A 22,373-nucleotide genomic window follows, 5' to 3' on the forward strand; every position below is an offset into this window, starting at 1 on the left:
ATCTGATGAACCTGGTCTGACGCCATTCAAACGCATATGGACACGGTGCATGACCGCTGCATCTCAAGATTGTGGTCAGGGAAAATTGACTCCGCGGCGGTGAACGATAAGATAAACTGATGATACATTTGACGATGCGGCAGCTTCGCTATTTCGATGCGCTGGCGCGTCTCGGCCATTTCGGCCGCGCCGCGGAGGCCTGCGCGATCTCGCAGCCGGCGCTGTCGATGCAGATCAAGGAGATGGAGGACGCGCTTGGCGGCGTGCTGCTGGAGCGCAATGCGCGCCAGGTGGTGCTGACGCGATTCGGCGAGCAGCTCGCCGAGCGCGTGCGCGAGATCCTGCGCTCGGTCGATGAGCTCGGCGATTTCGCCCGCGCCTCGCGCGACAAGCTCACGGGCCGGCTGCGGCTCGGCATGATCCCGACGATCGCGCCCTATCTGCTGCCCAAGGTGATCGGGAACCTGACGCGCAGACATCCCGAGATCGACATCCACGTCCGCGAGTCCAAGACGCCGAAGCTGATCGAGGAACTGGTCGAGGGCCGGCTCGATGCCGCGATCGTCGCGCTGCCAGTGTCGGAGCCGTCGCTGACCGAGGTCGCGCTGTTCGCGGAGAGCTTCCTGCTGGTGCGGCCGCCGGAATATGAAGGCGCGGCGGTGCCGAGCAGCGAGATGCTGCGCGAGATGCGGCTGCTGTTGCTGGAGGAGGGGCACTGCTTCCGCGACCAGGCGCTGTCGTTCTGCAACATGCAGGCGCCGCGCGAGATGCTCGATGCCTCCTCGCTGTCGACCCTGGTGCAGATGGTCGGCGCCGGCATGGGCGTGACGTTGATTCCGGAGATGGCGGTCGGCGTCGAGACGCGGTCGGCGTCGGTGTCGCTGGCGCGCTTCGCCGATCCGCAGCCGCAGCGTACGGTCGGCATGGTCTGGCGCAAGACCAGCCCGCTCGCCAAGCAACTGATGCAGATTTCCGAGATCGTCGGCAGCGCGGCCGAGGGTCTGCGCAAGCAGGCCGCGGCAGCGCAGGGCCGCAAACGGCGAAGCTGATCCTTCGGGACCATCCCGTCCGAGGCGGCGTTGTCCTTCCTTAAGGAAGGACATCCTCATGAAATTGGCCTTGATCGCATCCGCTGCTGCGCTCGCGTTGTCGAGCAGCTCGCCTTGGCTGATAGCAGCGGCACGGGTGGCAGCAGCGCCGGCGCCTCCCGCGACGCGACAACCTCAACGCCGGGCGGACCCGGAAACGCGACGGGGACGACCGGAATGGGGTGGGGCGCGGCAGGAGCCGTGCGGCGGGGAACGGATCGGGGCGCACGCCATCGGCGCCGAATGACGCCACCGGCTTGCTCGACAACAACAGCCCGAGCTCCGGCGACGACAATTCCGGCAGCTCGAGCAATCTCGGCCGGCATTGAAGGGATGTCTCGCCGGCGATCGCGCTTTTGCAATGGAACGGTCGTGCCGACAGGCGGTTCGTAGCGACGAGCAACTCATTTGCTCGTCGCCGCGATCGCGGCGGAGGACTGCGCCGGATGACCTTCGCGGGCAGTCATGCGTGATGACCTTGGTCGAGGAGTCCTTGCGATGCGAAGCTTGAACTATGTGGGAGCGCTGGCCCTGTCCGGCGCGCTGCTGGCCGGAGCGAGCGCTCCGGCGTTGTCTGCACCCGTCACTGCGCTGTCGGCCGCGGCGAAGGCCGACGTTGCGCCGCTCAGCACGGTTCAGGTCCGCTATGGCGGCTGGCATGGCGGCGGCTGGCGTGGTGGCGGTTGGCGTGGCGGCGGCTGGGGCTGGGGAGCAGGCGCGCTCGCGGCCGGCGCGCTTCTCGGCGCCGGGATCGCGGCGACGGCATCGCCTTATTACTACGACGATCCCTATTATTATGGTCCGCCCTACGGCTATGTCGGCGTCGGCTACGGGCCGTATTGCGGCCGTCCCTACTATGCCCGTCCGTATTGGCGGCATCGCTATTATGGCTGGGGCGGTCCGTGGGGCGGCCCCTGGTGAGATCGGCTGATTGGTTCCGGATGCCCTGGCGTCTGCGCGAGCGATCGCGCAGACGATTTCGTGTTTGCTGCGAGCTGATCGTGATCGCGTGGCAGCCAGAACGCTGAAGGCAAGTTGATCTTGCTCAAAGCTGCTCCTCGCTCCCGTGGTCCAATAAGTTCGACACGGGAGAGGAGCCGGAAATGCAAACACCAGTTCAAATCGAATTTGAAGGGATTCGCGTCTCCGCTGAAATCCGGGCTGCCGTTGAGCAACATGTCGCGGAACTGGAGAGCCGCTTCGGCCGGATCACCGCGGCGCGCGTCATGGTCAAAGGTCCGGGCGGCCATCACCAAACCGGCGGTCAATATCTGGTGAGCGTTCGGCTGGCGCTGCCCGACGGTCGGGAAGTCCACGTTGGACGTACCCCGAAGCTGGATGAACGGTACGTCGACTTGACCTTCGCCGTGGACAACGCATTCAAACGCGCGCGTCGACAACTGCAGGACCGGGCGCGACTGATGCGTGGCGATGTCAAGACGCACGAGCCTCAACCGATCGGAACCGTTGCGCGTATCGATCCAAGCGGCCAGTTCGGCTTTCTGGAAGCCGCCGACGGCCACGAAGTCTATTTCAACTGCAATAGTGTCGTTGATGGTGGACCAAGCATCGTGCCCGGCGCCCGCGTAAGCTACGTCGAGGAGATCGGAGAAAAAGGACCGCAGGCGAGCACAGTCAGATTGCTCGGGAAACATGGGCTGCGGGCTTAGATCGGCGGCCGAGACGCGAGCGGCGAGCAGGTTTGACGTTGGAGGTAACCGATGATTGGTGATCGCCTGCGTTTGTTCTGTCTTCATGGCACGGAAGGGCTTGGCGAAAAAATCGCTCACGCGCTCGGATGCCGTCTCGCCGCTGTCGAAGAACGCAGCTTCGAGGACGGCGAACACAAGGTGCGGCCGCTGGAAGTTGTCGCCGGCTGCGACGTCTACGTTCTGCATAGCCTCCATGGCGGTCCTGACGAGAGTCCGAACGACAAGCTGTGCCGGCTGCTGTTCCTGGTCGGAGCGTTGAAGGATGCCGGTGCTGCGCGGGTGACGGCGGTCGCACCGTATCTGTGCTATGCGCGAAAGGATCGTCGCACCAAGGCCAATGACCCCGTCACGATCCGTTATCTTGCGACCATGTTCGAGGCGATCGGTGTTGACGCAGTGGTGACCCTCGAAGTTCACAACGAGGCCGCGTTCGAGAACGCGTTCCGTTGCCCATCGGTAGCGCTGAGCACGGCGCCGCTCTTGATCGGCAGGATCAAGGCGATCGCGGCTGATCGGCCGATTGCCGTGGTTTCGCCGGATCTCGGAGGCGGCAAGCGCGCGGACCTGCTCCGCGAGGTTCTGGGGAAAGCGCTCGGCCGTCCGATCGGCAAGGCATTCGTGGAGAAGCATCGCAGCTCCGGCGTCGTTTCGGGCGACTTGTTCGCCGGAGAGGTGGCGAACGCGCTGTGCGTGATCGTGGATGATCTCATCAGCAGCGGTGGAACCCTGGTGCGGGCGGCGAAGGCGGCCCGTGCCCATGGGGCCGAAGAGGTGATAGCTTGCGTGGCGCACGGCTTGTTCATGCCGGGCGCGGCAACGACGCTCGCCGACCCTGCGATCGGCCGCATCATCGCGACCGACAGCGTGCCACCGTTCAGGCTTCCGCCGGGCGCGGTTCGCGATAAGCTCGAGATTGTCTCGGCGGCGCCCCTTCTCGGAGAGACCATTCGTCGGCTGCACCACAACGAGCCGCTGACGGAGCTGCTTCCGTATCAGGATTGATCCCCGCAATTCAAATTCTGGCTCACGCCGTGAGCTGCCGCTCAAGCTGCGCTGCGTCCGCCTTGGCAAGTTTGAGATAGGTGCGCGCCAGCCGCGGCCATTTTTCCGGCGTCCGTGGATGGGCGTCGGCGAGATGAGCGATGGATAGCCTGGCGCGCAGCATGGCGCGGCCAATCCGATAGAACAAGAACAGTCCGCTGGCCGGGTCATCATTGAGCTGGACGGCCAGATATCGCCGAAGCCTCTCACCGACCCACGGTCCTCCCAGTCGAGCGCATTCCAAGTGCAGGAAGGCAATTTCGTCCAGTGCATCCGACGTCCGCAAGCGGGCATTGAACTCCAGGCAGTCGATGATGGGGAAGGGAGGGCTCAACCAGATATGTTCCGGCCGCAGATCGCCATGGCCGTCGAGGACGAGCCGGTGATGCACCCGCTGCGCCAGTAGATCGGTCCGCTGCCGCAGGAAACGGCATTGCAGGTTGGCGATGCGCTCGATGGTGCCGCGGGGCAGGTCGAAGGCCGACTCGAGCAAACCTCGCCGATCCGCCAGAACTGCCTTTTGCAGGGTCACCATGTAGCTCTCCGGATTGATCATGATCCGGCGCGCATGCGAATAGAAGCGGCTCAAGCGACTTGCCAAACCATCGATCTGGGCCTGGGAGACCTTGCGATCGCGAAGCCCGACTTCGAGTGTTTGGCCTTCGTCGAGCCGGCGCATGACGACGAGCCAATCAACGATGTGTCCGCCTCCTCCGATGGCGTAACCACCCGGCGCAGCCGTCAGCGGCACCACGCCGTGATAGACGTCGGGCGCCAGCCTTCGGTTCAGCGAAACCTCAGCGCGGCAGGCCTCTGCGCGGCGCTCAAGGCTGGAGAAATCGAGATATGGAAAATGAACCGGCTTCTTGAGCTTGTAGACGCGCTCGTCAACCATGAAGACCCAGGACATGTGGGTCTCCCGCGTGATCACAGCGTCGGGCACCGGGACATAACTGTCCGGCCGGCTGAGAAACGCCACCTTGCGAGCAAGAGCGGTCGCGCTGCCATTCTCAGCGTCCTCGCCCCAGGGTTCATTCTGCCATCCGGGCATATGATGCCTATCGCCAATCGAGGCAGCCGGCAGCTTGATACGGATCAATAGCAGTGGTTGTCCGGCTCATATCCTGCCCCTCTTCCGCATGAGGTCTGCCATGCTGTTCCAGAACCGAACCGATGCCGGCCGGCAACTCGCCGAGGCGCTGCTCAAATACAAGGGGCGGCACCCGGTCGTTCTTGCGCTGCCACGCGGCGGCGTGCCGGTTGCGGCGGAAGTCGCAGCAGCCCTCAATGCGCCACTCGATCTGCTGCTGGTCCGCAAGATCGGGCTGCCGGGGCAGCCGGAGCTCGCAATGGGCGCCATCGCGGATGGTGAGGGCATGACCACCATACGTAACCAGGACGTGATCGAGCTATCCGGCGTCACCTCCGAAGAATTTGAGGTCGTCTGCAGGGAGGAACGTGCTGAGATCGAACGGCGCCGCAAGCGCTATCTGGGCGATCGGGCTCGCGCCGAAGTCAAGGGGCAGGTTGCGATCATCGTCGATGACGGCGTTGCGACAGGCGCAACCACGCTTGCCGCCATCAAGGCTGTTCGGAAGCAGGAACCGAAAGAGCTCGTGCTTGCGGTCCCGGTCGCGCCGCCGGACGCCATCAGGAAATTGCATGCGGAAGTCGATGCCGTCGTCTGTCTGCATGAGCCTCAGGAGTTTGGCGCGATCGGCTATTTCTATCGCGACTTTCATCAGGTCAGCGACGACGAGGTGATTGCCACTTTGAGGCAGTTTCCATCAAGCAGATCCATGCACGCCTCCTGACGAGCCGGCGCCTAATGGTCGTGGGGCAGCGGCTCCCAGCGGTCGCCGACCTTCACGTAGGATCGCTTCACCGCTGCCCAGGCTGTGCGGTGAGCAATCTCTTCCTGCCGTTCGTCTTCCGCATGGGAGGCAAAGGCGTGGTTGAATGCTTCCCGATAGATGTCCTGCGCGTGCGATGGGAGGTGAGCGCGAACAGCAGGGGGAAGATCGATGTTTGTGCGATAGGGCATGGCTCTTGCCTCGGACGCTCACTGCCGCGCCTTGCTCGCGACGCCGCGGCGTTTCCACCAAAGAGGATAGAGGCAACTTGCTTCCGCCTCTTGACCGGCGTCAAATAGGGATGCGCAGACATCGACAGGATGGCTGACGTCATGTGAGCGCCGAGGACATCGATGGACCCGTTACCGAGCGCGCTGCTAACCGATCTGTATCAGATGACCATGATCGAAGCGTATCTTGAATCGGGCCAGACTGATACAGCCGTATTTGAGTTCTTTGTGCGCAAGCTGCCGCCTCAGCGCAGCTTCCTGATGGCGGCCGGACTGGAGCAGGCGCTCGACTTCCTGCAAAACATACGGTTCTCGCAAGACGAACTCGGCTGGCTTGAGCGAACGGAAAAGTTCAGCAAGTCGTTGATCGACTATCTCGCCAATTTCCGCTTCACCGGCGAGGTTCACGCGATGCCGGAAGGCACCGTGTTCTTTGGCAACGAACCGATCCTTAGGGTTACGGCTCCTTTACCGGAGGCGCAGCTTGTCGAGACGCGCCTGATCAACATCCTGCATTTTCAGACGCTGATTGCCTCCAAGGCCGCGCGCATGGTCTTACTCGCGCCAGACAAGCTCCTGGTCGATTTTGGCTTGCGTCGCTCCCATGGTGCCGAGGCAGGGCTGCTGGCCGCCCGCGCGAGCTATGTCGCTGGGTTCTCCGGTACGGCAACCCTCCTGGCCGAGAAGTCATTCGGCATTCCGACCTATGGCACCATGGCGCATTCGTTTGTTCAATCCTTTGATGACGAAGCTGCAGCATTCGAGGCGTTTGCGCGCGCCAGGCCAGAGAATCTCGTCCTGCTGATCGACACTTATGACACCGAGGCGGCCGCGAGGAAGGTCGTCATGCTGGCGCCCCGATTGAAGGAGCTTGGAATTGCGGTCAGCGCCGTGCGGCTTGACAGCGGGGATCTGTCTGCGCTCGCCAAGAAGGTGCGCTGCATTCTGGATTCCGGCGGACTCAAGGACACCGGCATCTTCGTCAGTGGCGGGATAGAGGAGGGTACCCTGATTGCCTTCGCTCGGGATGCGGCGCCGATCGACGGTATCGGCATCGGCACGGGCCTCGTCACGTCGTCCGATGCGCCAGCACTCGACTGTGCCTATAAGCTGCAGGAGTATGCGGGCTTGCCCCGTCGCAAGCGCTCGACGGGAAAGGCCACCTGGCCCGGCCGCAAGCAGGTTTGGCGCCGGTATGACAGGGATGGCCGCATGCTCGCAGACATTCTTTCGACCGAGGAGGACCAACAAGAGGGGGAAACGCTGATCCAGGCGGTGATGCTCGGCGGACGCCCTATCGCCTCTCAACCTTCACTTCACGACATCCGGGCTCACGCGCGCCGGCAGCTCGATCTACTGCCTCCGGACCTGAGAACCTCCAAAGCGGTCGCGCCCTATCCGGTGCAGATTTCAAGCCATCTTGAACAGCTGGCAGCTGTCGCCGACCGGATAGGCTCGCGTCCCTGAATTCTGATCTGCATCAAGGGAAGCGGCTCGATCCCTCTCTAGCTTGTCAAGCGACGGAGGTGCATCGATGCCGGTACAGAATGCCGAAATTGCAGAGATGTTCGACCAGACCGCCGAACTTCTCGAGATCAAAGGCGACAATCCGTTTCGTTCGCGGGCCTATCGCAATGCTGCGCGGGTGATTGAACGTCTGCCCAAGAGCATCACCAACCTCTTGAAGGCGGGTGAGGATCTTTCCGAGCTGCCAGGTATCGGCAAGGATCTGGCAGGAAAGATCGAAACGATCGTCGCAACCCATCATTTCGATGTGCTGGACAAGCTCAAGCGTGAACTGCCCGGCGATCTCGGAGAGATCGCGGCACTCCCGGGCTTGGGTCCGAAACGCGTCAAACTGCTCTACGACAAGCTGGGCGTGCGGTCACTCGCGGACCTCAGGCGCGCGGTGAGGTCGGGTCGGCTGAGAGAGCTTCGGGGCTTCGGTGCCAAGAGCGAGGAAAAGCTCACCGCGGCGTTGGCCAAGCCTCGAGCCGAGAGGCGCTTCAGACTATCCGAGGCCGAAGCCGAAGCGGAAGCACTCCTCAGCTATCTGAGGCCAGACGCGACCGATGGAAAGGTGATCGTCGCCGGAAGCTACCGTCGCAGGCGCGATACCGTCGGTGATCTTGATATCTTGATGGTGGCACGTGACGGCCACGCCGCCGGCGGGAGACTCTCTCGATACGACAATGTCGCCAATGTGCTCGCTCATGGCGATACGCGGACGGCAGTGGTGCTGCGCTCCGGGCTGCACGTCGACCTGCGCGTTGTTCCTGAGGCCAGCTACGGCGCCGCGCTGATGTATTTCACCGGATCCAAGGCGCACAACATCTCCTTGCGCGGACTCGCTAACGATCACGGCTGGAAGCTGAACGAATATGGCCTGTTCGCCGGCAAGCGGCGCATCGCCGGAGCAACCGAGGAGGAGATCTATGGCAAGCTCGGGCTGCCCCTGATTCCGCCCGAGATGCGCGAGGATCGCGGCGAGATCGCGCTCGCAAAAGCAAAAAAGCTCCCGAAACTGATTACGCTGTCCGATATTCGAGGCGACCTGCACGTCCATTCCAAATGGACCGACGGCACCGCCGCGATCGCCGAGATGGCGACTGCCGCCAAGGCAAGAGGCTATGCCTATATGGCTCTGACCGACCATAGCCAACATGTCACTGTCGCCCACGGTCTCGATGCCGGACGTCTGTCGCGTCAGATCGACGAGATCGGCCGTTTGAACGACCGGCTGGATGGATTTACGGTGCTGAAAGGTGCCGAGGTCGATATTCTGGCGGACGGACGCCTTGATCTGCCTGACAAGATCCTGTCGCGGCTCGATCTGGTCGTTGCTTCCGTTCACTACAAGTTCGAGCTCTCGCGCAAGATGCAGACCGAGCGCATCATCCGGGCGATGGACAATCGCCATGTCTCGATTATCGGTCATCCGACCGGACGGTTGATCGGGGACCGCGAGCCTTACGAGCTCGACATGGAAGCCGTCATTGCGGCGGCGGGCGAGCGCGGCTGTCATCTCGAGCTCAACGCCGACCCGGACCGGCTCGATCTCAACGATATCCATGTTCATGCCGCCAAGTCCGCGGGCGTCAAGCTGGCGATCTCGACGGACGCACATTCGACGGCTGGATTCGCCAACATGCGTTTCGGCGTCGATCAGGCGCGCCGAGGCTGGCTCGAAGCCGCAGACGTCATCAACACTCAACCGTTGTCGCGGGCGAAGAAAATGCTGAAGCGCTAGCCGGATTGTTTGATCCTTCGCAACGTTGCGCACGCGATGTTGCGTTCTCTTAGGCAACAGCACAGGAGGGGTGAAATGAGCTTCGAGAAGAAGATTGGCACGGTTGCGACCGCGGCTGTCCTGACCCTCGCGCTGCTTGCACCGACGGGTGCCGACGCTCGCAACGGGCGCATTGCCGCGGGAATCGTCGGCGGCCTGGCTGCCGGCGCGCTGTTCGGCGCGGCCCTCGGCGGCGGCTATTGGGGGCCGTATCCCTATTACGGCTATCCGGGGCCAGTCTATTACTACCCACCGGCACCGTATTGGGGGCCAGGACCGTTCTGGGGACCGTACGGATACGGCGACTGCTATGTCCGAGCTGTCCGGCACAGGCGGCATGTGCATTACGTGCGGGTCTGCTATTAAATCCGCTTGCACTCGAGCAACGGGCGGGGCTGTTAGATTGCCGCGGAGAGCCAGACGCATGTCGGGGCGTTTCAAGTTTCGGGCTCTGGGCCTCTTCGTCGGACTGCTCTCGTGTTGGCCGACAAACGTGGACGCCGCGAACCTCAGCAAGGCAGCGCAACGAGGCAGGACCATCCTGCAGGAAAGATGCGGGCGCTGTCATGCGATCAAATCGGTTGGCGAAAGCCCGCTCGAGAATGCTCCGCCGATGCGCGATATCTACGCCCGGTTCAATCGGCGCGAGTTGCAGGCGGAGCTGTCGGAAGGCATGGTGTCGAAGCACAGGGACATGCCGCAAATCGAATTTTCCGACGAGGACGTGTACGCGATCATGAGCTATCTCTACATTCTTGCAGTCAGGAAATGAATGCTCGCGTGCTCAGGAAAGCGCTGATCCCTGCACATCGAAGCTCACTTGGGAAGCTCACTTGGGAAGCTCACTTGGGAAGCTCACTTGGCCGGCTGCGCGGTCCATTCGACGGTCCGGCGGCATCGCCGCTGGTCTGGCGACACGCGATTGGGCCGGTACGAAGGCGTCCCGTCGCTGAGTGCGCGGCGGACGTGCCGGGCGGAGCCAGATGACCGGATTAGGATTTCAATTCGCGGATCTGCACCGGCAGATGGTGCATCAGTTTCTCAAATTCACCCGGATCGAGCTTCTCCCATGCGATCTCGAACACCCCGCGAATGACGGTCAGCGGCGCGATGGGAAACTGCTGGGGCAGCTCCATTGCGACGTGATCCGCGAAGTCGCTGGCATGTCGCTCCTTGGTCGGCGTTCCCGCCGCGTGCCAGTTCTCGTAGTAGATCCCGCGCAGGAGGATCGGCAGCTGGGCGCCAAGCTTGATCGCCACCTCCGGAGGTACGCGATCGCGCAACGCATGCAGAACAGCCCGGAGCGCGTTGTAGGCCTGTTGACGACTACCGAGATCCAGCTTCTCCTCGATCGCCTTGAGCCAGAGATTGGTCTCCTGAATGGTGTGATCCAGCGCGGTGACGCCTGTTACGCTCATGATGCGTTCTCCTAGATTGGCCACAATGGAGGCATTCCGGATCGACGGCGTCTCCGCAATCACGTCCGTTGTCATGATCGGTGAGCACGGATGCCGGCCTCGATTCAATGTGACAGCAGGGTCGGGATCGTCATCGTCCTCAGCATTTCACGGGTGACGCCGCCGAAAATGCCTTCCCGCAGGCGGGAATGCCCATATGCCCCCATCACCAGCATGTCGAGACTTTCGTCGGCGGCCAGGGACAGGATGGACGGCTGAATTTCGGAATGCTCTGCCGTCAACTCGAGCAGCGTTGTCGTAAGTCCGGCGCGAGCCATGTGTTCAGTCAATTTCCGCGCTGAGGCCTCGGTGGGAGCAACCTGCGCCTCATTGATCGAAATCGTGACCAGCGCTTCTGCTTGAGAAAGAAACGGTCTTGCGTCCTTGAAAGCGCGGGCGGCAAGGCGGCTTCCATCCCAGCAGATGCCGATACGGTTGGCCCTGAAGGTGCCGCGGAAGACATGCGGCACGAACAGGACGGGTCCGCCCGCCTGGAGCAGGATCTCCGTCGCAGTCCTAGTGTCGTAGCTGTCCTGTGTTGCGTCCGTCTGCAGGACCACCGTCAGTCCATAGAGCCTGGCCGCAGCGCCGAGCGCGGACGCGGCTTCACCGGGCAGGTCCTCGACCGAGCGGCTTGCGTGAGAGATGTTCGCATTCCGGGCTTCCGTCTCGAAAATGGCGAGTGCAGCCGCGCTGCGTTGGGCGGCGCGTTGCCGCTCCATTTCGAAGATCTCTGAAGCGGCGACTGCTGCGCCCGCGCCTCCATCGACCACATACGCGCTACCGGGCGGGATGTATCCGACTGCAATCGCATCGAGATGGGCGTCGAACCGGGCAGCCAACGAGACGGCGGCATCAACGACAGGCTGCGGTGGCTGCTCGGTCGGAATATGCACGAGAATGTCGTTGATATTGATCACGACGACCTCCCTCCGGGACCCACTCCATACTCTCCGTCGGATGAAGCGGCATGTTGACTTGAATCAACAGTCAATGGCCGGCCGTCACTAACCGGTCCGCCGCAAAGTTGTGCTCCGCTCGGGGGAGGGGGCACGGCCCCGTTTCGTGGTCTAGCGTCACACCGGAATTTCGGGTTCCGCTAACCGTTCGCGCTTTGGCTCCGCGATTTCGGTCATCGTCGCCTCGGTGAGCAGGAGGATGCCGGCAACCGACACCGCGTTCTCGAGGGCTGTCCGAACGACCTTCGCGGGATCGACAATGCCGGCCTCGACGAGATCGACATATTGCTTGCGCGCGGCGTCAAACCCGAAACTGCCGACGCCACTCAGCATGCGCGCCACGACCACGCCGCCATCCGTTGCCGAGTTCTCCGCGATCTGGCGAGCGGGGGCCTCGAGCGCGCGCTTCAAGATCTGTACACCGGTCTTTTCGTCGCCTTCGCAGAGTGCTTCCTCCTTGCCGACGGCTTCGATGCATCGAAGCAAGGCAAGCCCGCCGCCCGGCACGATACCTTCTGCAACGGCCGCCTTCGTCGAACTGATGGCGTCGTCAAGCGCCTCTTTTCGTGATTTCATCTCAGCTTCAGTCGGCGCTCCGACACGGATAACGGCAACCCCGCCCGACAGCTTGGCGAGCCGCTCCTCAAGCTTCTCCTTGTCGTACTCGCTGGTCGTTTTCTCGATCTCGCGGCGGAGTTGTTGCAGCCGCGCATCGATCTGGCTGCGTTCGCCCTTGCTGCCGATCAGCGTGGTGTTTTCCTTGTCGGCAACCACACGGGCGACATGTCCCAACTGCTGCAAAGTGGTGTTTTCGAGCTTCGAACCGAGATCGTCGGAGATGACCTGGGCGCCAGTGAGGATTGCAATATCCTGCAACATCGCCTTGCGTCGCTCACCAAAACCGGGCGCCTTGACGGCGCAGCCTTTGAGCACGCCGCGAAGCTGATTGACGATGAGCGTGGCCAACGCCTCGCCTTCAATGTCTTCGGCGATGATCAGGAGCGGTTGTGCCGACTTTGCGATCTGTTCGAGCAGCGGAATGAGGTCGCGCAGAGCGCTGATCTTGTGGTCGCACAACAGGATGAATGGCTCTTCAAGAACCGCTTCCATGCGATCGGCATCGGTCACGAAGTAGGGCGACAGGAAGCCGCGGTCGAATTTCATCCCTTCCACCACGTCGAGCGACGTTTCGGTGGTCTTGGACTCCTCCACCGAGATCACTCCATCGCTGCCGACTTTCTCGAGCGCATCGGCGACCAGCGCGCCAATCGATGGATCATTGTGAGCCGAGATGGTGGCGACCTGAGCTCTTTCCGCCTTTGTCTTGACGGGGCGCGCCATGGCATGGAGGGCCGCTATCGTCGCGTGGGCAGCGCGGTCGAGGCCCCGCTTCAGATCGATGGCACTGGCGCCGGCGACCACGTTCCTGACGCCGTCGGCAAGAATCGCATGTGCCAGGATCGTCGAGGTGCTTGTTCCGTCGCCAACGAGATCGCCGGTCTTCTCCGCGGCCTGACGCAGCACCTGCGCTCCGAGATTCTCCTCCGGATCCTTGAGGTCAAATTCCTTGGCGATCGTGACGCCGTCGTTGCATACGATCGGGGTGCCCCAGCTCTTCTGGATCAACACTGATTTTGATTTGGGGCCGAGCGTCACGCGCACGGCGTCCGCAAGCAGCGAGGCTCCGCGCAGGATCTTTTCACGGGCCGCGGAATGAAACAGCACCTGCTTGTGAGGCATCAATCGCTCCTCAGAAGGACGGCTTTCATCAGATCAAGATAGAAGTGACGCCGTTTTGGACGCTTGATCCTGATCAAGCCTAGGCCTGGGAGCAACTCGCCGGTCGGATGCCGAGTGGTCTTGCATTGCCTACCGAGCAAGCCTACGCTGTTGCAAGCTTTAGTAGAAAACAGCTTTGCTGCGGTAACGCGCCGCGCAGCTTGCGCTGCGAAATTCATTGGGAGCGGGACGTGCGCTCTATTCCAATTCCTCGGCTCAATGGGGCTTTTTGGACCATCGTCCTTCAACTGATGGCCTGCTTGCTTCCCGGCCTCACCTGGGCCGATGCTCCCGGCAAGCCGGCGTTGACGGTTATTCTCGCGCGCAATGAAATCCTCGCCGGCCAGACGATGGGCTTCAGCATATGGATCGAGAATGCGACCGAAGCCAGGATCATGGACGCGGGTCTTAGCTTGTTTGGTCCTCCTTCTTTGAAGATCGGAAGCCTCGGGCCAGACGGCACATGCGACGTGAAAGACACCATCGGTCTCGGCACCGTTGAGCCCGGTTCGACTTTGGTGCGCAGCAGAATGTGCCTCAAAGCCGATTCCAGCATCGCAGAGCGGGACGAGAACCTGGCGTTCAGTATCAGTTATTCGCTCCAAAACGTGAAGGACAACAAAACGATCGCCGGCGCATCTGTTGCGGAAAAGAAGATGAGCATCGGTCTTTTCGGGACTGAGAGCGTGGGCGGTGTTTCGCTCCGCCTCGCGTCGTACGTCATTCCCGGCACGTTCTTCTTGATGATTTTGCGGCTATTCGCCCCCAAGGAGTCAAGAGTTGAACTGGGCGCGACCGAGTCCGTTACACTCAGCATCTTTATCTCGACTCTTTTGTTCCTTGGGACGGCGTACCTCATTCCTTCCTTGCAGCTGCATTTTGCGGGGATCGGATCGACTGTGAGCGCGATCGCGTTTCTCGCGCTGTGTGGCGCTGCAATTGTGCTTGGCGGAATCTTGGCTGCCGTCTTGCAAGGTATTTCGATGATCGGCGCCCGGGAGCGCAACGCGCGCATTGTCCAGGAAACCGACAGGGTCGGCCCGATCATTCAGAAAGCCGTGCGTGCGGCCGGGGGCAAGCTCGATCCGGTTATGATGATCGCGGATGGCAAGCAATATTTCGGCTCGCTTGTCGTGCCTGCAAGCAATGGCGGCAGGATTTTGCTCGGCTGGTTTCAGCTCAAGGCGCCTGATGCGAAGTGCCGATCGGAAATGAAAGAATGGTTCGATAAAGACGAGTTCATCAAACCCATTGATGCAGCAGCCCGATGGGGAGTCGAACCGACCATGTTCGACCCGATCAAGGAATCAAGAGCCGGCAATCTTGAGCCGACCGAATTTCTCTGGATGTACTTTGACGAAAAGGCAGCGCGGTTGCCGGCCGGGCGCGAGGATCTTGCACAAATGAAACCGCTCACCTTAACCTGAAGAGCCGGCCGGGACCGGCCTTGCGGCCGGTCCCAGGAGATCGCTGCCGCCTTGCTCGCCTGGTCGGTAAGCACTGGCGACATATTTGGGCAGTCGCCCAGCTGTACAGCTCGTTGAGAATAGCGCGCAAAGCGCGAGAAGACAATGGTTTGCGGATGACCGGCGAAGCGAGATGCCGGGGATGCTGCGCTTGTGAGGAAATCGATCTTGTGAGGAAATCGATAATGGCGCGCGCTGTCTATTGTGTTTTTGACGTTCACCTCTGGTCGCAGCCGTTCGTTGCGGCCGATTTTGATCCACGGGTTCACTTCCTTTGGTCCTCTCGTGATTATCGCGAGATGCGCAGCCAGGGGGCCAAGATCGAGCTCGCGAACCTTGTCCTTCTTCCACTGAATGATGAATTCGACCTGCGCCGGAATCACTTCTGGCCGCGCTATCAGGCGGTCGCTAGCAATATCCCGGGGACCATAACCTCGTTTGGAGATGCCTGCGATCTCGTGTGGCCTCTACGCTGCAGGCCCAAGAATCTCGACTTAACGCTGAACGAGGCCGTGTGGCACACGACGGGGAAAGTGCGGTCAACCATCTGGCTGTGGCCGTTCGGCTGGTCTTCCACGCTCGAGATCGACCTGCCTGCAGACGATGAATTTGACGGCCTGCTGGATATTGGAATCGCGTTGCGTGAGAAAGACCCGGCGCCTTTGCTCTTGAAGGGGAAGGCGGTCGGGGTATCAGGCGCGCTCGCTCATCTCTCCCAACTCGTCAGGCAGGATCTGTGCACGCCGGCCGCACAGGGAAAGGCGATGGAAACGACCCGCCTTCCGCGCTACGTAGTCTGCGCGCTTGAACTGTCGAAAGGATTTCAGATCCGTGAGAACATTCCTGTAGCGGATCAGATGCTGCTGATCGGGGCCGTGCGTGGACAGGAGCTCGACCTTGCCAAGTTTCTCAGCAATCGTCCGCTATTTACTCGGCTCGGCTACGGCAATTTTGCCGTTACAGATTTCGATGCGGGGACCGCAATCGTGCAGCGGCATTGGCAGGACCGGCCGGGCACAAAGCTCGAAAGCAATCATTGCTTCTACGTCAATACACGGAACTTTTTCTCGATTTTTCTGACACTTCACCGAATGATCGCCTACATCACCGTGAAATCAAAGGACGATGCAAGGGCGGTGGCGGCCGCATCGGTGCTTGCGTCGTTACCTATCGAGTACCAGAACAAGCTCTGCTCGGATTTCGCAGCCAACTACGCGCCGCTGCACGGCGTTCCTGTTGCCGGCAATAAGAGTCCCGCTGGGCCAGCTTCTTGAGGCAACCGTATGCAGTATCGATCCGCTGATCGTTCAGTGGATCGCAGGTTGAAGTGCAGGGACATACGAAGCGGTCTTGCGCGAGGTGCGCCGCCGGGTGCCGCGCTCACAGGTGCATCGCAGGCCTTGCGGCGCATGCGGCGGGCTCAACACGTCAATCGGCACCAGGTGCGCCTCGGAACACGTCCAAGACATCGTTCCACATTGCCGGCGTCATTTCCATCTCGTGGCGCACGTCAGGATAGAGCCTGAAGTGCGCGTCCAGCCCGGCAGCGTGGTACAGCTGCCGTGCGGGCCAACCAGCTTAACGACCGGCTCTGCGTCCTCGCCGCACGTGAAGCCAACCGTGCCATACAGACGCGTGCGGCTGTCAGGGCTGTCGCCGAAGGAGGGGGAGATCTCGCCGCACACGCTGCGCCACACGGCGGCGACGTGGCTTATGCAGCGGCGCGCTATCCGTGGCAGGTCTCAGGCCTTCTCGGAATGTCGGTCAAGGTGCTGCTCGACACCTTCGGCCATCATCATCCGGACTGCATGCGCAAGGCCGCGGCCGCGATTACCTCGAGGGATCGCAAGCAGAACGTATCGGTGGTCGAAACGGAGGTTCACCTCGAAAAACACTTGGCGCGTAAGCCGTAAACTCTTGAGCTCATTGGTGGGCCCGGCAGGACTCGAACCTGCAACCAGACCGTTATGAGCGGTCGGCTCTAACCATTGAGCTACAGGCCCCGCGACGCTGAGGTCTTGCCGGCGGCGGGCAGGAGCGGGCCTGTCCGGCGCGGCGTCGGAACCCCAACGACGGCTCGGGCTCCGTTTACAGCCTGGCCAGCCATCCGGCAATGCCGCTGCCCGATTGTTTTGGCGCGCTTCCGTCGCCGCCGGTCCGTCCAGGCGCGCCGCGACGCTAGTCCACCGAAACCCCGGCGAATTCCACCACCTTGCGCCACTTCTCGGTCTCGTCGACGACCAGCTTGCCGAACTCCGCCGGTGTCATCGCGCGCGGGATGCCGCCGGTCTCGGTGAGTCGCGCCACCAGCTTGGGGTCCTTCAGCGCCTCGCCGACCGCCTTGTTGAGGATCTCGACGATGTCGGGCGGCGTGCCCTTGGGCGCCGAGATGCCGTAGAAGCCGACCGATTCGTAGCCCGGCACGGTCTCGGCGATCGCGGGCACGTCCGGCACCGTCGGCCAGCGCTGCGGCGAGGTGACGCCGAGTGCGCGGACGCTGCCGCCGCGCGACTGTTCCAGCGCCGTCGGGAGGTTGTCGAAAATCAACTGCACCTTGTTGGAGATGATATCGGGAAAGGCCAGCGCCGAGCCGCGATAGGGCACGTGCAGCATGTCGCATTTGGTCATCGCCTTGAACAGCTCGGCCGCCATGTGCACCGAGGTGCCGTTGCCGGAGGAGGCGAAGGCGATCTTGCCCGGGTTGGCCTTGCAGTAGTCGATGAACTCCTTGACGGTCTTGGCCGGCACGTCGTTGCTCACCACAAGCATGTTGGTGAGCTGCATGATGCTGGCGACCGGCACGGTGTCACGGATGAAGTCATAGGGCAGCTTCTTGTAGAGCGAGGTGCTGATCGCGTTGTTGGGCGCGACGAACAGCAGCGTATAGCCGTCGGGCGGCGAGTTGATCGCGGCGGCGGCCGCGATGTTGCCGCCCGAGCCGGTGCGGTTCTCGACCACGACCTGCTGGCCCAGGTGGTCGGACAGCCACTGCGCCATGATGCGGGCGACGATGTCGACGGGCCCGCCGGGGGCAAAGCCGATCAGCCAGCGGATGGGACGGTCCGGATAGGCGGCGAGCGCCGGTCCCGGTTTGGCGGCGAGTCCCGCCGCGACGATCAACCCGAACAGCAGCGCGCGCGCCAGCTTCATGCTCGTCTTCCCCCATTGATTGTTGTCGTTCAGCTCGCATGCGGCGGCCCGGTCGCCCCGGCCGCCGATCGTTCAGTGCGCCGTCACTTCTTGATCAGCGGGCACGCCGGATCCGGCGGGCCGAACGCGTCATCGCCTTTGATGGTCGCGAGGATCTTGTAGTAGTCCCAGGGATATTTGCTCTCCTCCGGCGATTTGACCTGCGCCAGCACGAGATCATGCACCATCAGATTGTCGGCTCGCAGCTTGCCGTTGCGGGCGAAGAAGTCCTCGACCGGCGTGTCCCGCATCTTCGCGGCGACCGCGAGGGGATCGTCGCTGCCCGCCGCCTTGATGGCGTTGAGATAGTGCATGACGGCGGAATAGACGCCGGCCTGCCACATCGTCGGCATCCGGTTCATCTTGGCGAAATAGCGCTTCGACCATTCGCGCGTCTTGTCGTCCATGTCCCAGTAGAACGAGGTGGTGAGCAGGAGCCCCTGCGCCGCCGGAAGGCCGAGCGAATGGATGTCGGTGACCAGCGCGAGCAGCGCCGCCATCTGCTGGCCTCCCTTGAGCAGGCCGAACTCGGATGCGGTCTTGATCTCGTTCATGTTGTTGGGCGGGCCGGCGGCGATGCCGATGATCTTGGCCTTGGATGCCTGCGCCTGCAGGATGAAGGACGACAGATCGGGCGTCGCGAATGGCGGCCGCACCGCGCCCACGACCTTGCCGCCATTGGCGATGACGACGCTGGAGGCGTCGCGCTCAAGCGAATGGCCGAAGGCGTAGTCGTCGGTGATGAAGAACCAGCTGTCGCCGCCGCGCTTGACGACCTCCTTCGCCGTGCCGGTGGCGAGTGCGCGGGTGTCGAACACCCATTGCATCGCGTAGGGCGAGCAGAACTTGCCGTGAAAATCGGCGGCACCGGTCGACTGGGTGATGAACAGCTTCTTCTTCTCGGTGGCGATGGTCTGCACGGCGAGGCCCACCGCGGAGACCGGCACGTCGACGATGAGATCGACCTGCTCGGTGTCGTACCAGCGGCGCGCGATCGCGGCACCGATGTCGGGCTTGAGCTGATGATCGCCGACGATGACGCTGATCGGCTTGTCCAGCACCTTGCCGCCGAAATCATCGACCGCCATCTGCGCCGCGGTGACGGAGCCTTGTCCGGTCGGCGTCGAGGCCGGGCCGTTCATGTCGCTGAGCACGCCGATCTTGACGACGTTGTCGGAGATCTCGGCCTGCGCGGCGGTCGTGACCAGCAGCGCGGCTGCGGCCCACGCCGCCCGCTTCAAACAGCTGAGTTGCAATCAGTCCTCCACCGGTAGCGGCGTGACGCCGTTGTTTGTTCCGGCTCTGCCGGCCGGTCCGCCTATCTGCAATCAATCCAGGGCGGCCGTCAATCATGCCGGACGGCGGAGCGGTGGAGCGATCCCGTGCGCTGCAATGCCGCAAGCAGTGAGGTCGTCGCGCGCGCGCAGGATTCTCGGCCGTTCAGGCCTTGGCGGTCTTTTGCTCTTCGTGCGCAGCCTCCCACACCTCGCGCGCGGCGTCCGCATTCATGAGCGCGATACCGACGCCCACGATCAGGTCGGGCCAGATCGAGGGCCACACAAAGGCGGTCACGAGACCGACCGCGATGATCGCGATGTTGGCGAAGGCGTCGTTGCGTGCGGACAGGAAGGCGGCGCGGGTGAGGCTGCCCTGGTGGTCCCTGACCCGCGCCAGGATCAACGCGCAGCCGAGATTGACGATCAGCGCGCCGAGGCCGGTCACGGTGAGCGGCAGCGGTGCGGGTACGATCGGCGTGAAGAACTTCTCGCCGGCGGTCCACAGTCCGGCGACCGCCGGCGCCAGCAGGATCAGCGCCAGCACCTTGCCGAGCAGCGCCCGCCGCGGCGCGCTCCAGCGCAGCGCCAGCGCAATCAGGATGTTGACCGAGGCATCCTCCAGAAAGTCGACGCTGTCGGCGAACAGCGACACCGAGCCGATCGCCAGCGCCACGGCGAACTCGATGCCGAAATATCCGAGATTCAGCGCGGCAACGGCAAGCACGGCGCGGCGAACGATGGTTGTCGCGTCCATCAGGCGTCCTCAATCCTCGAGAGCTGCGAGCCGCTCCGCCTCGGCGAGGTCGACTGCGGTATTGGCATTGAAGAACGGATCCAGCGGCACCGTCGGCCAGCTCACGGTCGCGACCTTGTAGCGCGCCGTGAAGCGGGTGACCTTCCGGATGTCCTCCGCGACCAGGGCGTGCCGGAGATCCTCGCGCAGCCCGACCGGCCACAGTCCGATCACCGGGTGGATCTGTCCGCCGGACGCCGCCAACGCCAGCTTGGCCTGCTCGGCCGCCCGTGCTGTCGCCAGCCGCGCGACGAGATCACGCGGCAGGAATGGGCAGTCGCCGGCGGCGCTCAGCATCCACCGGGCCTCCGGCATGTGCGCCGCGACCCAGTCGAGGCCGGCGAGAATGCCGGCGAGCGGGCCGGGGAAGCCTGCGACGCCATCCGGAACGACGGACAGGCCGTTGCCTGCGAACCGCGCGGGGTCGCCATTGGCGTTGAGGATCAGCCGGCTGCACTGCGGCGCCAGCCGCGCGATCGCGCGCTCGAGGATGGTGCGGCCGTCGACCATGCGCAACGGCTTGTCGCCGCCGCCCATCCGCTGCGCGCGACCGCCGGCGAGCAGCACGCCGGGGATCGAAGTCGAGGTCATGGCTGTCATCGCGGGTTCGTTACCACGACTGCTGCCAGGGCGTCAGCGTTGCGCCGCGCGCGATCCACCATTTGCGCCTGCCCGGCGGCCATGCCGGCATGGCCCTCCCCACGGGCCCTTGCCTGGTCCATGGGGCTGCTGGCATGACATCGCCAAGAGTGGACGTGGCGTTCCACGGGGCCTTCGGGCCATCGATCGATCCCGCGCTCCTGGCTGTGCGAAAACGCCGGGGCCTTTCTGGAGACCGCGATGAAAGTCATCGGCCTCGCCGGCTGGAGCGGCGCCGGCAAGACCACGCTGCTGACGCGGCTGATTCCTCATCTCAGGGGGCAGGGACTGCGCGTCTCGGTGATCAAGCACGCCCATCACAAGTTCGACGTCGACGTCCCGGGTAAGGATTCGTGGCGGCATCGCGAGGCCGGGGCCGAGGAGGTCCTCGTCGCGTCGGGCACGCGCTGGGCGCTGATGCACGAGCTGCGCGGCGCAAGGGAGCCGGCACTCGCGGAGCTTCTGGCGAAATTGTCTCCCGTCGATCTGGTCGTCATCGAAGGGTACAAGGCCGGGCCGCATCGCCGCATCGAGGTGCATCGCACAGCCAATGGCAAGCCGCTGCTGTTTCCCGACGATCCAGGCATTGTCGGGCTCGCCAGCGACGGCGATGTCGAGACGGCGTTGCCGCGCGTTCATCTCGACGACATCCCGGCGGTCGCGGCGCTCGTCCAACATCTGGCGACGCCGCGGGCGGATATTCTCGCGCTGTGCGACAAACCTGGTGTTCCGTGATGGAACTCGCTCGAGCTCGCGCTCATCGCTTCTGGCATCCCAGGAACCCTGCTCCGAGCTCCATAGGATGGTGCCGCCCCGGTTGACGTGCCGGAACCGCTTCTCCATGGTCGCGCGCATGATGACGAGGCTGGATCTGACGGGCCTGAAGTGCCCATTGCCGGTGCTGAAGACCCGGAAGGCGCTGCAGACGCTCAAGGCGGGAGAGCGGCTCGAAGTGTGCTGTACCGACCCGCTTGCCGTGATCGACATCCCGAATCTGGTCCGGGAGACCGGAGATCGGGTCGAGAGCGTCGATCGCACTGAGCGCGGCATCCTATTTCGGATCGAGAAGGCCGCGGAAGCGGCCGGATCCGTGCGGCGGTGAACATCCTCTGCTGCGGGGTGCTCGAACTACGTAGTTCGCGCGCGGTCTTGGTCGGACTGTCAAGAGATCGCGCTGCTTCCTATCGTCGCAGCGGCGCCAACCCGAGCTCACAACAATGCCGCGTTCTCAGTCCAGGCTTGCGACGCTGTTGCAAGGCAAGGACAAGTTGTTCTTCTTCACGTTTCCGCGAGCGCGCGCATGCTGATGGTCGGCACATCTCATTAGTTGATTTCATCAGGGATGGTCGTGACGCGTCGAGAAAGTAATCGAGAGCAACATGACTACAGCCGTGAGTGGCGGTCGCGTTGGTTGCACGTGAATTTGTGTGTGTGTTAGCAACACATTCGCGCTGCAGTGCGATCAATCCACCAAGATTGACCGATTATTACCATTTTACTATCGACAATTTGCCTCGGTTCTGCACCAATTGGGGCGCTTCCGCGGAGGTTGCGGGGGGCGAGTCATGCCCGCTGGGGAGCGGGCCAGGCAGACCAGCGGC

General features: G+C 62.9%; 23 protein-coding genes and 1 tRNA gene. 14 read left to right on the top strand and 10 right to left on the bottom strand.

What is annotated here, in order from left to right; translation table 11 throughout:
• Positions 1 to 119: 119 nt before the first annotated feature.
• The 4 genes from ACQR0U_RS29575 (at position 120) to ACQR0U_RS29590 (ending at position 3,802) form a co-directional block, all read left to right on the top strand.
• Positions 120 to 1,049, top strand: coding sequence for a hydrogen peroxide-inducible genes activator (locus tag ACQR0U_RS29575; RefSeq protein WP_315714347.1), 930 nt, complete (start codon positions 120 to 122; stop codon positions 1,047 to 1,049).
• Between the two features lie 537 nt (positions 1,050 to 1,586).
• Positions 1,587 to 2,009 (top strand): hypothetical protein, encoded by a 423-nt coding sequence (locus ACQR0U_RS29580; protein WP_434872360.1) that lies wholly within the window; start codon positions 1,587 to 1,589, stop codon positions 2,007 to 2,009.
• Positions 2,010 to 2,191: 182 nt separating this feature from the next.
• Positions 2,192 to 2,758 (top strand): HPF/RaiA family ribosome-associated protein, encoded by a 567-nt coding sequence (locus ACQR0U_RS29585; RefSeq protein WP_315714350.1) that lies wholly within the window; start codon positions 2,192 to 2,194, stop codon positions 2,756 to 2,758.
• 51 nt (positions 2,759 to 2,809) lie between these two features.
• Entirely contained in the window at positions 2,810 to 3,802 is a 993-nt protein-coding gene (locus ACQR0U_RS29590) for a ribose-phosphate diphosphokinase (RefSeq protein ID WP_315714351.1), read from the top strand.
• 22 nt (positions 3,803 to 3,824) lie between these two features.
• Here the strand turns inward: ACQR0U_RS29590 and ACQR0U_RS29595 are convergent, their stop codons facing one another.
• The gene (locus tag ACQR0U_RS29595; RefSeq protein ID WP_434842808.1) at positions 3,825 to 4,940 is read right to left on the bottom strand and encodes a hypothetical protein; all 1,116 of its coding nucleotides are present in this window, start codon (positions 4,938 to 4,940) and stop codon (positions 3,825 to 3,827) included.
• A 52-nt stretch (positions 4,941 to 4,992) separates the two neighbouring features.
• Between ACQR0U_RS29595 and ACQR0U_RS29600 the strand changes: the two genes are divergently transcribed.
• A complete protein-coding gene (locus tag ACQR0U_RS29600) occupies positions 4,993 to 5,655 on the top strand; it encodes a phosphoribosyltransferase (RefSeq protein ID WP_315714353.1) in 663 nt (220 codons plus the stop codon).
• An 11-nt stretch (positions 5,656 to 5,666) separates the two neighbouring features.
• Here ACQR0U_RS29600 and ACQR0U_RS29605 read toward each other — a convergent pair whose 3' ends face one another.
• Entirely contained in the window at positions 5,667 to 5,885 is a 219-nt protein-coding gene (locus ACQR0U_RS29605; protein WP_315714354.1) for a ChaB family protein, read from the bottom strand.
• Between the two features lie 162 nt (positions 5,886 to 6,047).
• Here ACQR0U_RS29605 and ACQR0U_RS29610 point away from each other — a divergent pair, with 162 nt between their 5' ends.
• The 4 genes from ACQR0U_RS29610 to ACQR0U_RS29625 all read left to right on the top strand — a co-directional run bounded on the left by ACQR0U_RS29610 (position 6,048) and on the right by ACQR0U_RS29625 (position 9,985).
• Positions 6,048 to 7,391, top strand: coding sequence for a nicotinate phosphoribosyltransferase (locus ACQR0U_RS29610; RefSeq protein WP_434842809.1), 1,344 nt, complete (start codon positions 6,048 to 6,050; stop codon positions 7,389 to 7,391).
• Between the two features lie 67 nt (positions 7,392 to 7,458).
• Positions 7,459 to 9,174, top strand: a complete 1,716-nt coding sequence (gene polX, locus ACQR0U_RS29615) for a DNA polymerase/3'-5' exonuclease PolX (RefSeq protein ID WP_434842810.1) — start codon at positions 7,459 to 7,461, stop codon at positions 9,172 to 9,174.
• A gap of 75 nt (positions 9,175 to 9,249) precedes the next feature.
• Positions 9,250 to 9,579 carry a hypothetical protein gene (locus ACQR0U_RS29620; protein WP_316172505.1) on the top strand — a complete coding sequence of 110 codons (330 nt, stop codon included), beginning with the start codon at positions 9,250 to 9,252 and terminating at the stop codon, positions 9,577 to 9,579.
• 58 nt (positions 9,580 to 9,637) lie between these two features.
• Positions 9,638 to 9,985, top strand: a complete 348-nt coding sequence (locus tag ACQR0U_RS29625) for a c-type cytochrome (protein WP_315718648.1) — start codon at positions 9,638 to 9,640, stop codon at positions 9,983 to 9,985.
• Between the two features lie 220 nt (positions 9,986 to 10,205).
• Here the strand turns inward: ACQR0U_RS29625 and ACQR0U_RS29630 are convergent, their stop codons facing one another.
• The 3 genes from ACQR0U_RS29630 to groL all read right to left on the bottom strand — a co-directional run bounded on the left by ACQR0U_RS29630 (position 10,206) and on the right by groL (position 13,369).
• On the bottom strand, positions 10,206 to 10,706 hold the full coding sequence (locus ACQR0U_RS29630; RefSeq protein WP_434842811.1) for a DUF2267 domain-containing protein: 501 nt from the start codon (positions 10,704 to 10,706) through the stop codon (positions 10,206 to 10,208).
• A 29-nt stretch (positions 10,707 to 10,735) separates the two neighbouring features.
• The gene (locus tag ACQR0U_RS29635) at positions 10,736 to 11,590 is read right to left on the bottom strand and encodes a universal stress protein (RefSeq protein WP_434842812.1); all 855 of its coding nucleotides are present in this window, start codon (positions 11,588 to 11,590) and stop codon (positions 10,736 to 10,738) included.
• A gap of 156 nt (positions 11,591 to 11,746) precedes the next feature.
• Positions 11,747 to 13,369: a chaperonin GroEL gene (gene groL, locus ACQR0U_RS29640; protein WP_315718645.1), complete on the bottom strand. Its 1,623-nt coding sequence runs from the start codon at positions 13,367 to 13,369 to the stop codon at positions 11,747 to 11,749.
• A 230-nt stretch (positions 13,370 to 13,599) separates the two neighbouring features.
• Here groL and ACQR0U_RS29645 point away from each other — a divergent pair, with 230 nt between their 5' ends.
• From ACQR0U_RS29645 to ACQR0U_RS29655, 3 genes are all read left to right on the top strand, one after another.
• On the top strand, positions 13,600 to 14,835 hold the full coding sequence (locus ACQR0U_RS29645; protein ID WP_434842813.1) for a hypothetical protein: 1,236 nt from the start codon (positions 13,600 to 13,602) through the stop codon (positions 14,833 to 14,835).
• 224 nt (positions 14,836 to 15,059) lie between these two features.
• Complete coding sequence (locus ACQR0U_RS29650) at positions 15,060 to 16,148, top strand: hypothetical protein (protein ID WP_315718643.1); 1,089 nt, start codon at positions 15,060 to 15,062, stop codon at positions 16,146 to 16,148.
• A 288-nt stretch (positions 16,149 to 16,436) separates the two neighbouring features.
• The gene (locus ACQR0U_RS29655) at positions 16,437 to 16,787 is read left to right on the top strand and encodes a hypothetical protein (protein ID WP_434842814.1); all 351 of its coding nucleotides are present in this window, start codon (positions 16,437 to 16,439) and stop codon (positions 16,785 to 16,787) included.
• Positions 16,788 to 16,801: 14 nt separating this feature from the next.
• Here the strand turns inward: ACQR0U_RS29655 and ACQR0U_RS29660 are convergent.
• The 5 genes from ACQR0U_RS29660 to mobA all read right to left on the bottom strand — a co-directional run bounded on the left by ACQR0U_RS29660 (position 16,802) and on the right by mobA (position 20,733).
• A tRNA-Ile gene (locus ACQR0U_RS29660) sits at positions 16,802 to 16,877 on the bottom strand.
• 175 nt (positions 16,878 to 17,052) lie between these two features.
• Complete coding sequence (locus ACQR0U_RS29665) at positions 17,053 to 18,024, bottom strand: Bug family tripartite tricarboxylate transporter substrate binding protein (RefSeq protein ID WP_315750189.1); 972 nt, start codon at positions 18,022 to 18,024, stop codon at positions 17,053 to 17,055.
• 83 nt (positions 18,025 to 18,107) lie between these two features.
• A complete protein-coding gene (locus ACQR0U_RS29670) occupies positions 18,108 to 19,319 on the bottom strand; it encodes an ABC transporter substrate-binding protein (protein WP_315717975.1) in 1,212 nt (403 codons plus the stop codon).
• 184 nt (positions 19,320 to 19,503) lie between these two features.
• Entirely contained in the window at positions 19,504 to 20,094 is a 591-nt protein-coding gene (locus tag ACQR0U_RS29675) for a cation transporter (protein ID WP_315717976.1), read from the bottom strand.
• Between the two features lie 9 nt (positions 20,095 to 20,103).
• Positions 20,104 to 20,733 (bottom strand): molybdenum cofactor guanylyltransferase MobA, encoded by a 630-nt coding sequence (mobA, locus tag ACQR0U_RS29680; protein WP_316201199.1) that lies wholly within the window; start codon positions 20,731 to 20,733, stop codon positions 20,104 to 20,106.
• A 240-nt stretch (positions 20,734 to 20,973) separates the two neighbouring features.
• Here mobA and mobB point away from each other — a divergent pair, with 240 nt between their 5' ends.
• Both mobB and ACQR0U_RS29690 read left to right on the top strand, forming a co-directional pair.
• Positions 20,974 to 21,507 carry a molybdopterin-guanine dinucleotide biosynthesis protein B gene (gene mobB, locus ACQR0U_RS29685; RefSeq protein ID WP_316201198.1) on the top strand — a complete coding sequence of 178 codons (534 nt, stop codon included), beginning with the start codon at positions 20,974 to 20,976 and terminating at the stop codon, positions 21,505 to 21,507.
• Between the two features lie 106 nt (positions 21,508 to 21,613).
• A complete protein-coding gene (locus ACQR0U_RS29690; RefSeq protein WP_316201197.1) occupies positions 21,614 to 21,874 on the top strand; it encodes a sulfurtransferase TusA family protein in 261 nt (86 codons plus the stop codon).
• The last annotated feature ends 499 nt before the right edge of the window (positions 21,875 to 22,373 follow it).

The organism is Bradyrhizobium sp. HKCCYLRH3097 (assembly GCF_051167875.1).
Taxonomy (GTDB): domain Bacteria; phylum Pseudomonadota; class Alphaproteobacteria; order Rhizobiales; family Xanthobacteraceae; genus Bradyrhizobium.

Coding starts and splice junctions, on each gene's coding strand:
- ACQR0U_RS29575 (WP_315714347.1), top strand. CDS start 120: ATGATACATTTGACGATGCGGCAGCTTCGCTATTTCGATGCGCTGGCG.
- ACQR0U_RS29580 (WP_434872360.1), top strand. CDS start 1,587: ATGCGAAGCTTGAACTATGTGGGAGCGCTGGCCCTGTCCGGCGCGCTG.
- ACQR0U_RS29585 (WP_315714350.1), top strand. CDS start 2,192: ATGCAAACACCAGTTCAAATCGAATTTGAAGGGATTCGCGTCTCCGCT.
- ACQR0U_RS29590 (WP_315714351.1), top strand. CDS start 2,810: ATGATTGGTGATCGCCTGCGTTTGTTCTGTCTTCATGGCACGGAAGGG.
- ACQR0U_RS29600 (WP_315714353.1), top strand. CDS start 4,993: ATGCTGTTCCAGAACCGAACCGATGCCGGCCGGCAACTCGCCGAGGCG.
- ACQR0U_RS29605 (WP_315714354.1), bottom strand. CDS start 5,885: ATGCCCTATCGCACAAACATCGATCTTCCCCCTGCTGTTCGCGCTCAC.
- ACQR0U_RS29610 (WP_434842809.1), top strand. CDS start 6,048: ATGGACCCGTTACCGAGCGCGCTGCTAACCGATCTGTATCAGATGACC.
- polX (WP_434842810.1), top strand. CDS start 7,459: ATGCCGGTACAGAATGCCGAAATTGCAGAGATGTTCGACCAGACCGCC.
- ACQR0U_RS29620 (WP_316172505.1), top strand. CDS start 9,250: ATGAGCTTCGAGAAGAAGATTGGCACGGTTGCGACCGCGGCTGTCCTG.
- ACQR0U_RS29625 (WP_315718648.1), top strand. CDS start 9,638: ATGTCGGGGCGTTTCAAGTTTCGGGCTCTGGGCCTCTTCGTCGGACTG.
- ACQR0U_RS29630 (WP_434842811.1), bottom strand. CDS start 10,706: ATGACAACGGACGTGATTGCGGAGACGCCGTCGATCCGGAATGCCTCC.
- groL (WP_315718645.1), bottom strand. CDS start 13,369: ATGCCTCACAAGCAGGTGCTGTTTCATTCCGCGGCCCGTGAAAAGATC.
- ACQR0U_RS29650 (WP_315718643.1), top strand. CDS start 15,060: ATGGCGCGCGCTGTCTATTGTGTTTTTGACGTTCACCTCTGGTCGCAG.
- ACQR0U_RS29665 (WP_315750189.1), bottom strand. CDS start 18,024: ATGAAGCTGGCGCGCGCGCTGCTGTTCGGGTTGATCGTCGCGGCGGGA.
- ACQR0U_RS29675 (WP_315717976.1), bottom strand. CDS start 20,094: ATGGACGCGACAACCATCGTTCGCCGCGCCGTGCTTGCCGTTGCCGCG.
- mobA (WP_316201199.1), bottom strand. CDS start 20,733: ATGACAGCCATGACCTCGACTTCGATCCCCGGCGTGCTGCTCGCCGGC.
- mobB (WP_316201198.1), top strand. CDS start 20,974: ATGAAAGTCATCGGCCTCGCCGGCTGGAGCGGCGCCGGCAAGACCACG.
- ACQR0U_RS29690 (WP_316201197.1), top strand. CDS start 21,614: ATGGTCGCGCGCATGATGACGAGGCTGGATCTGACGGGCCTGAAGTGC.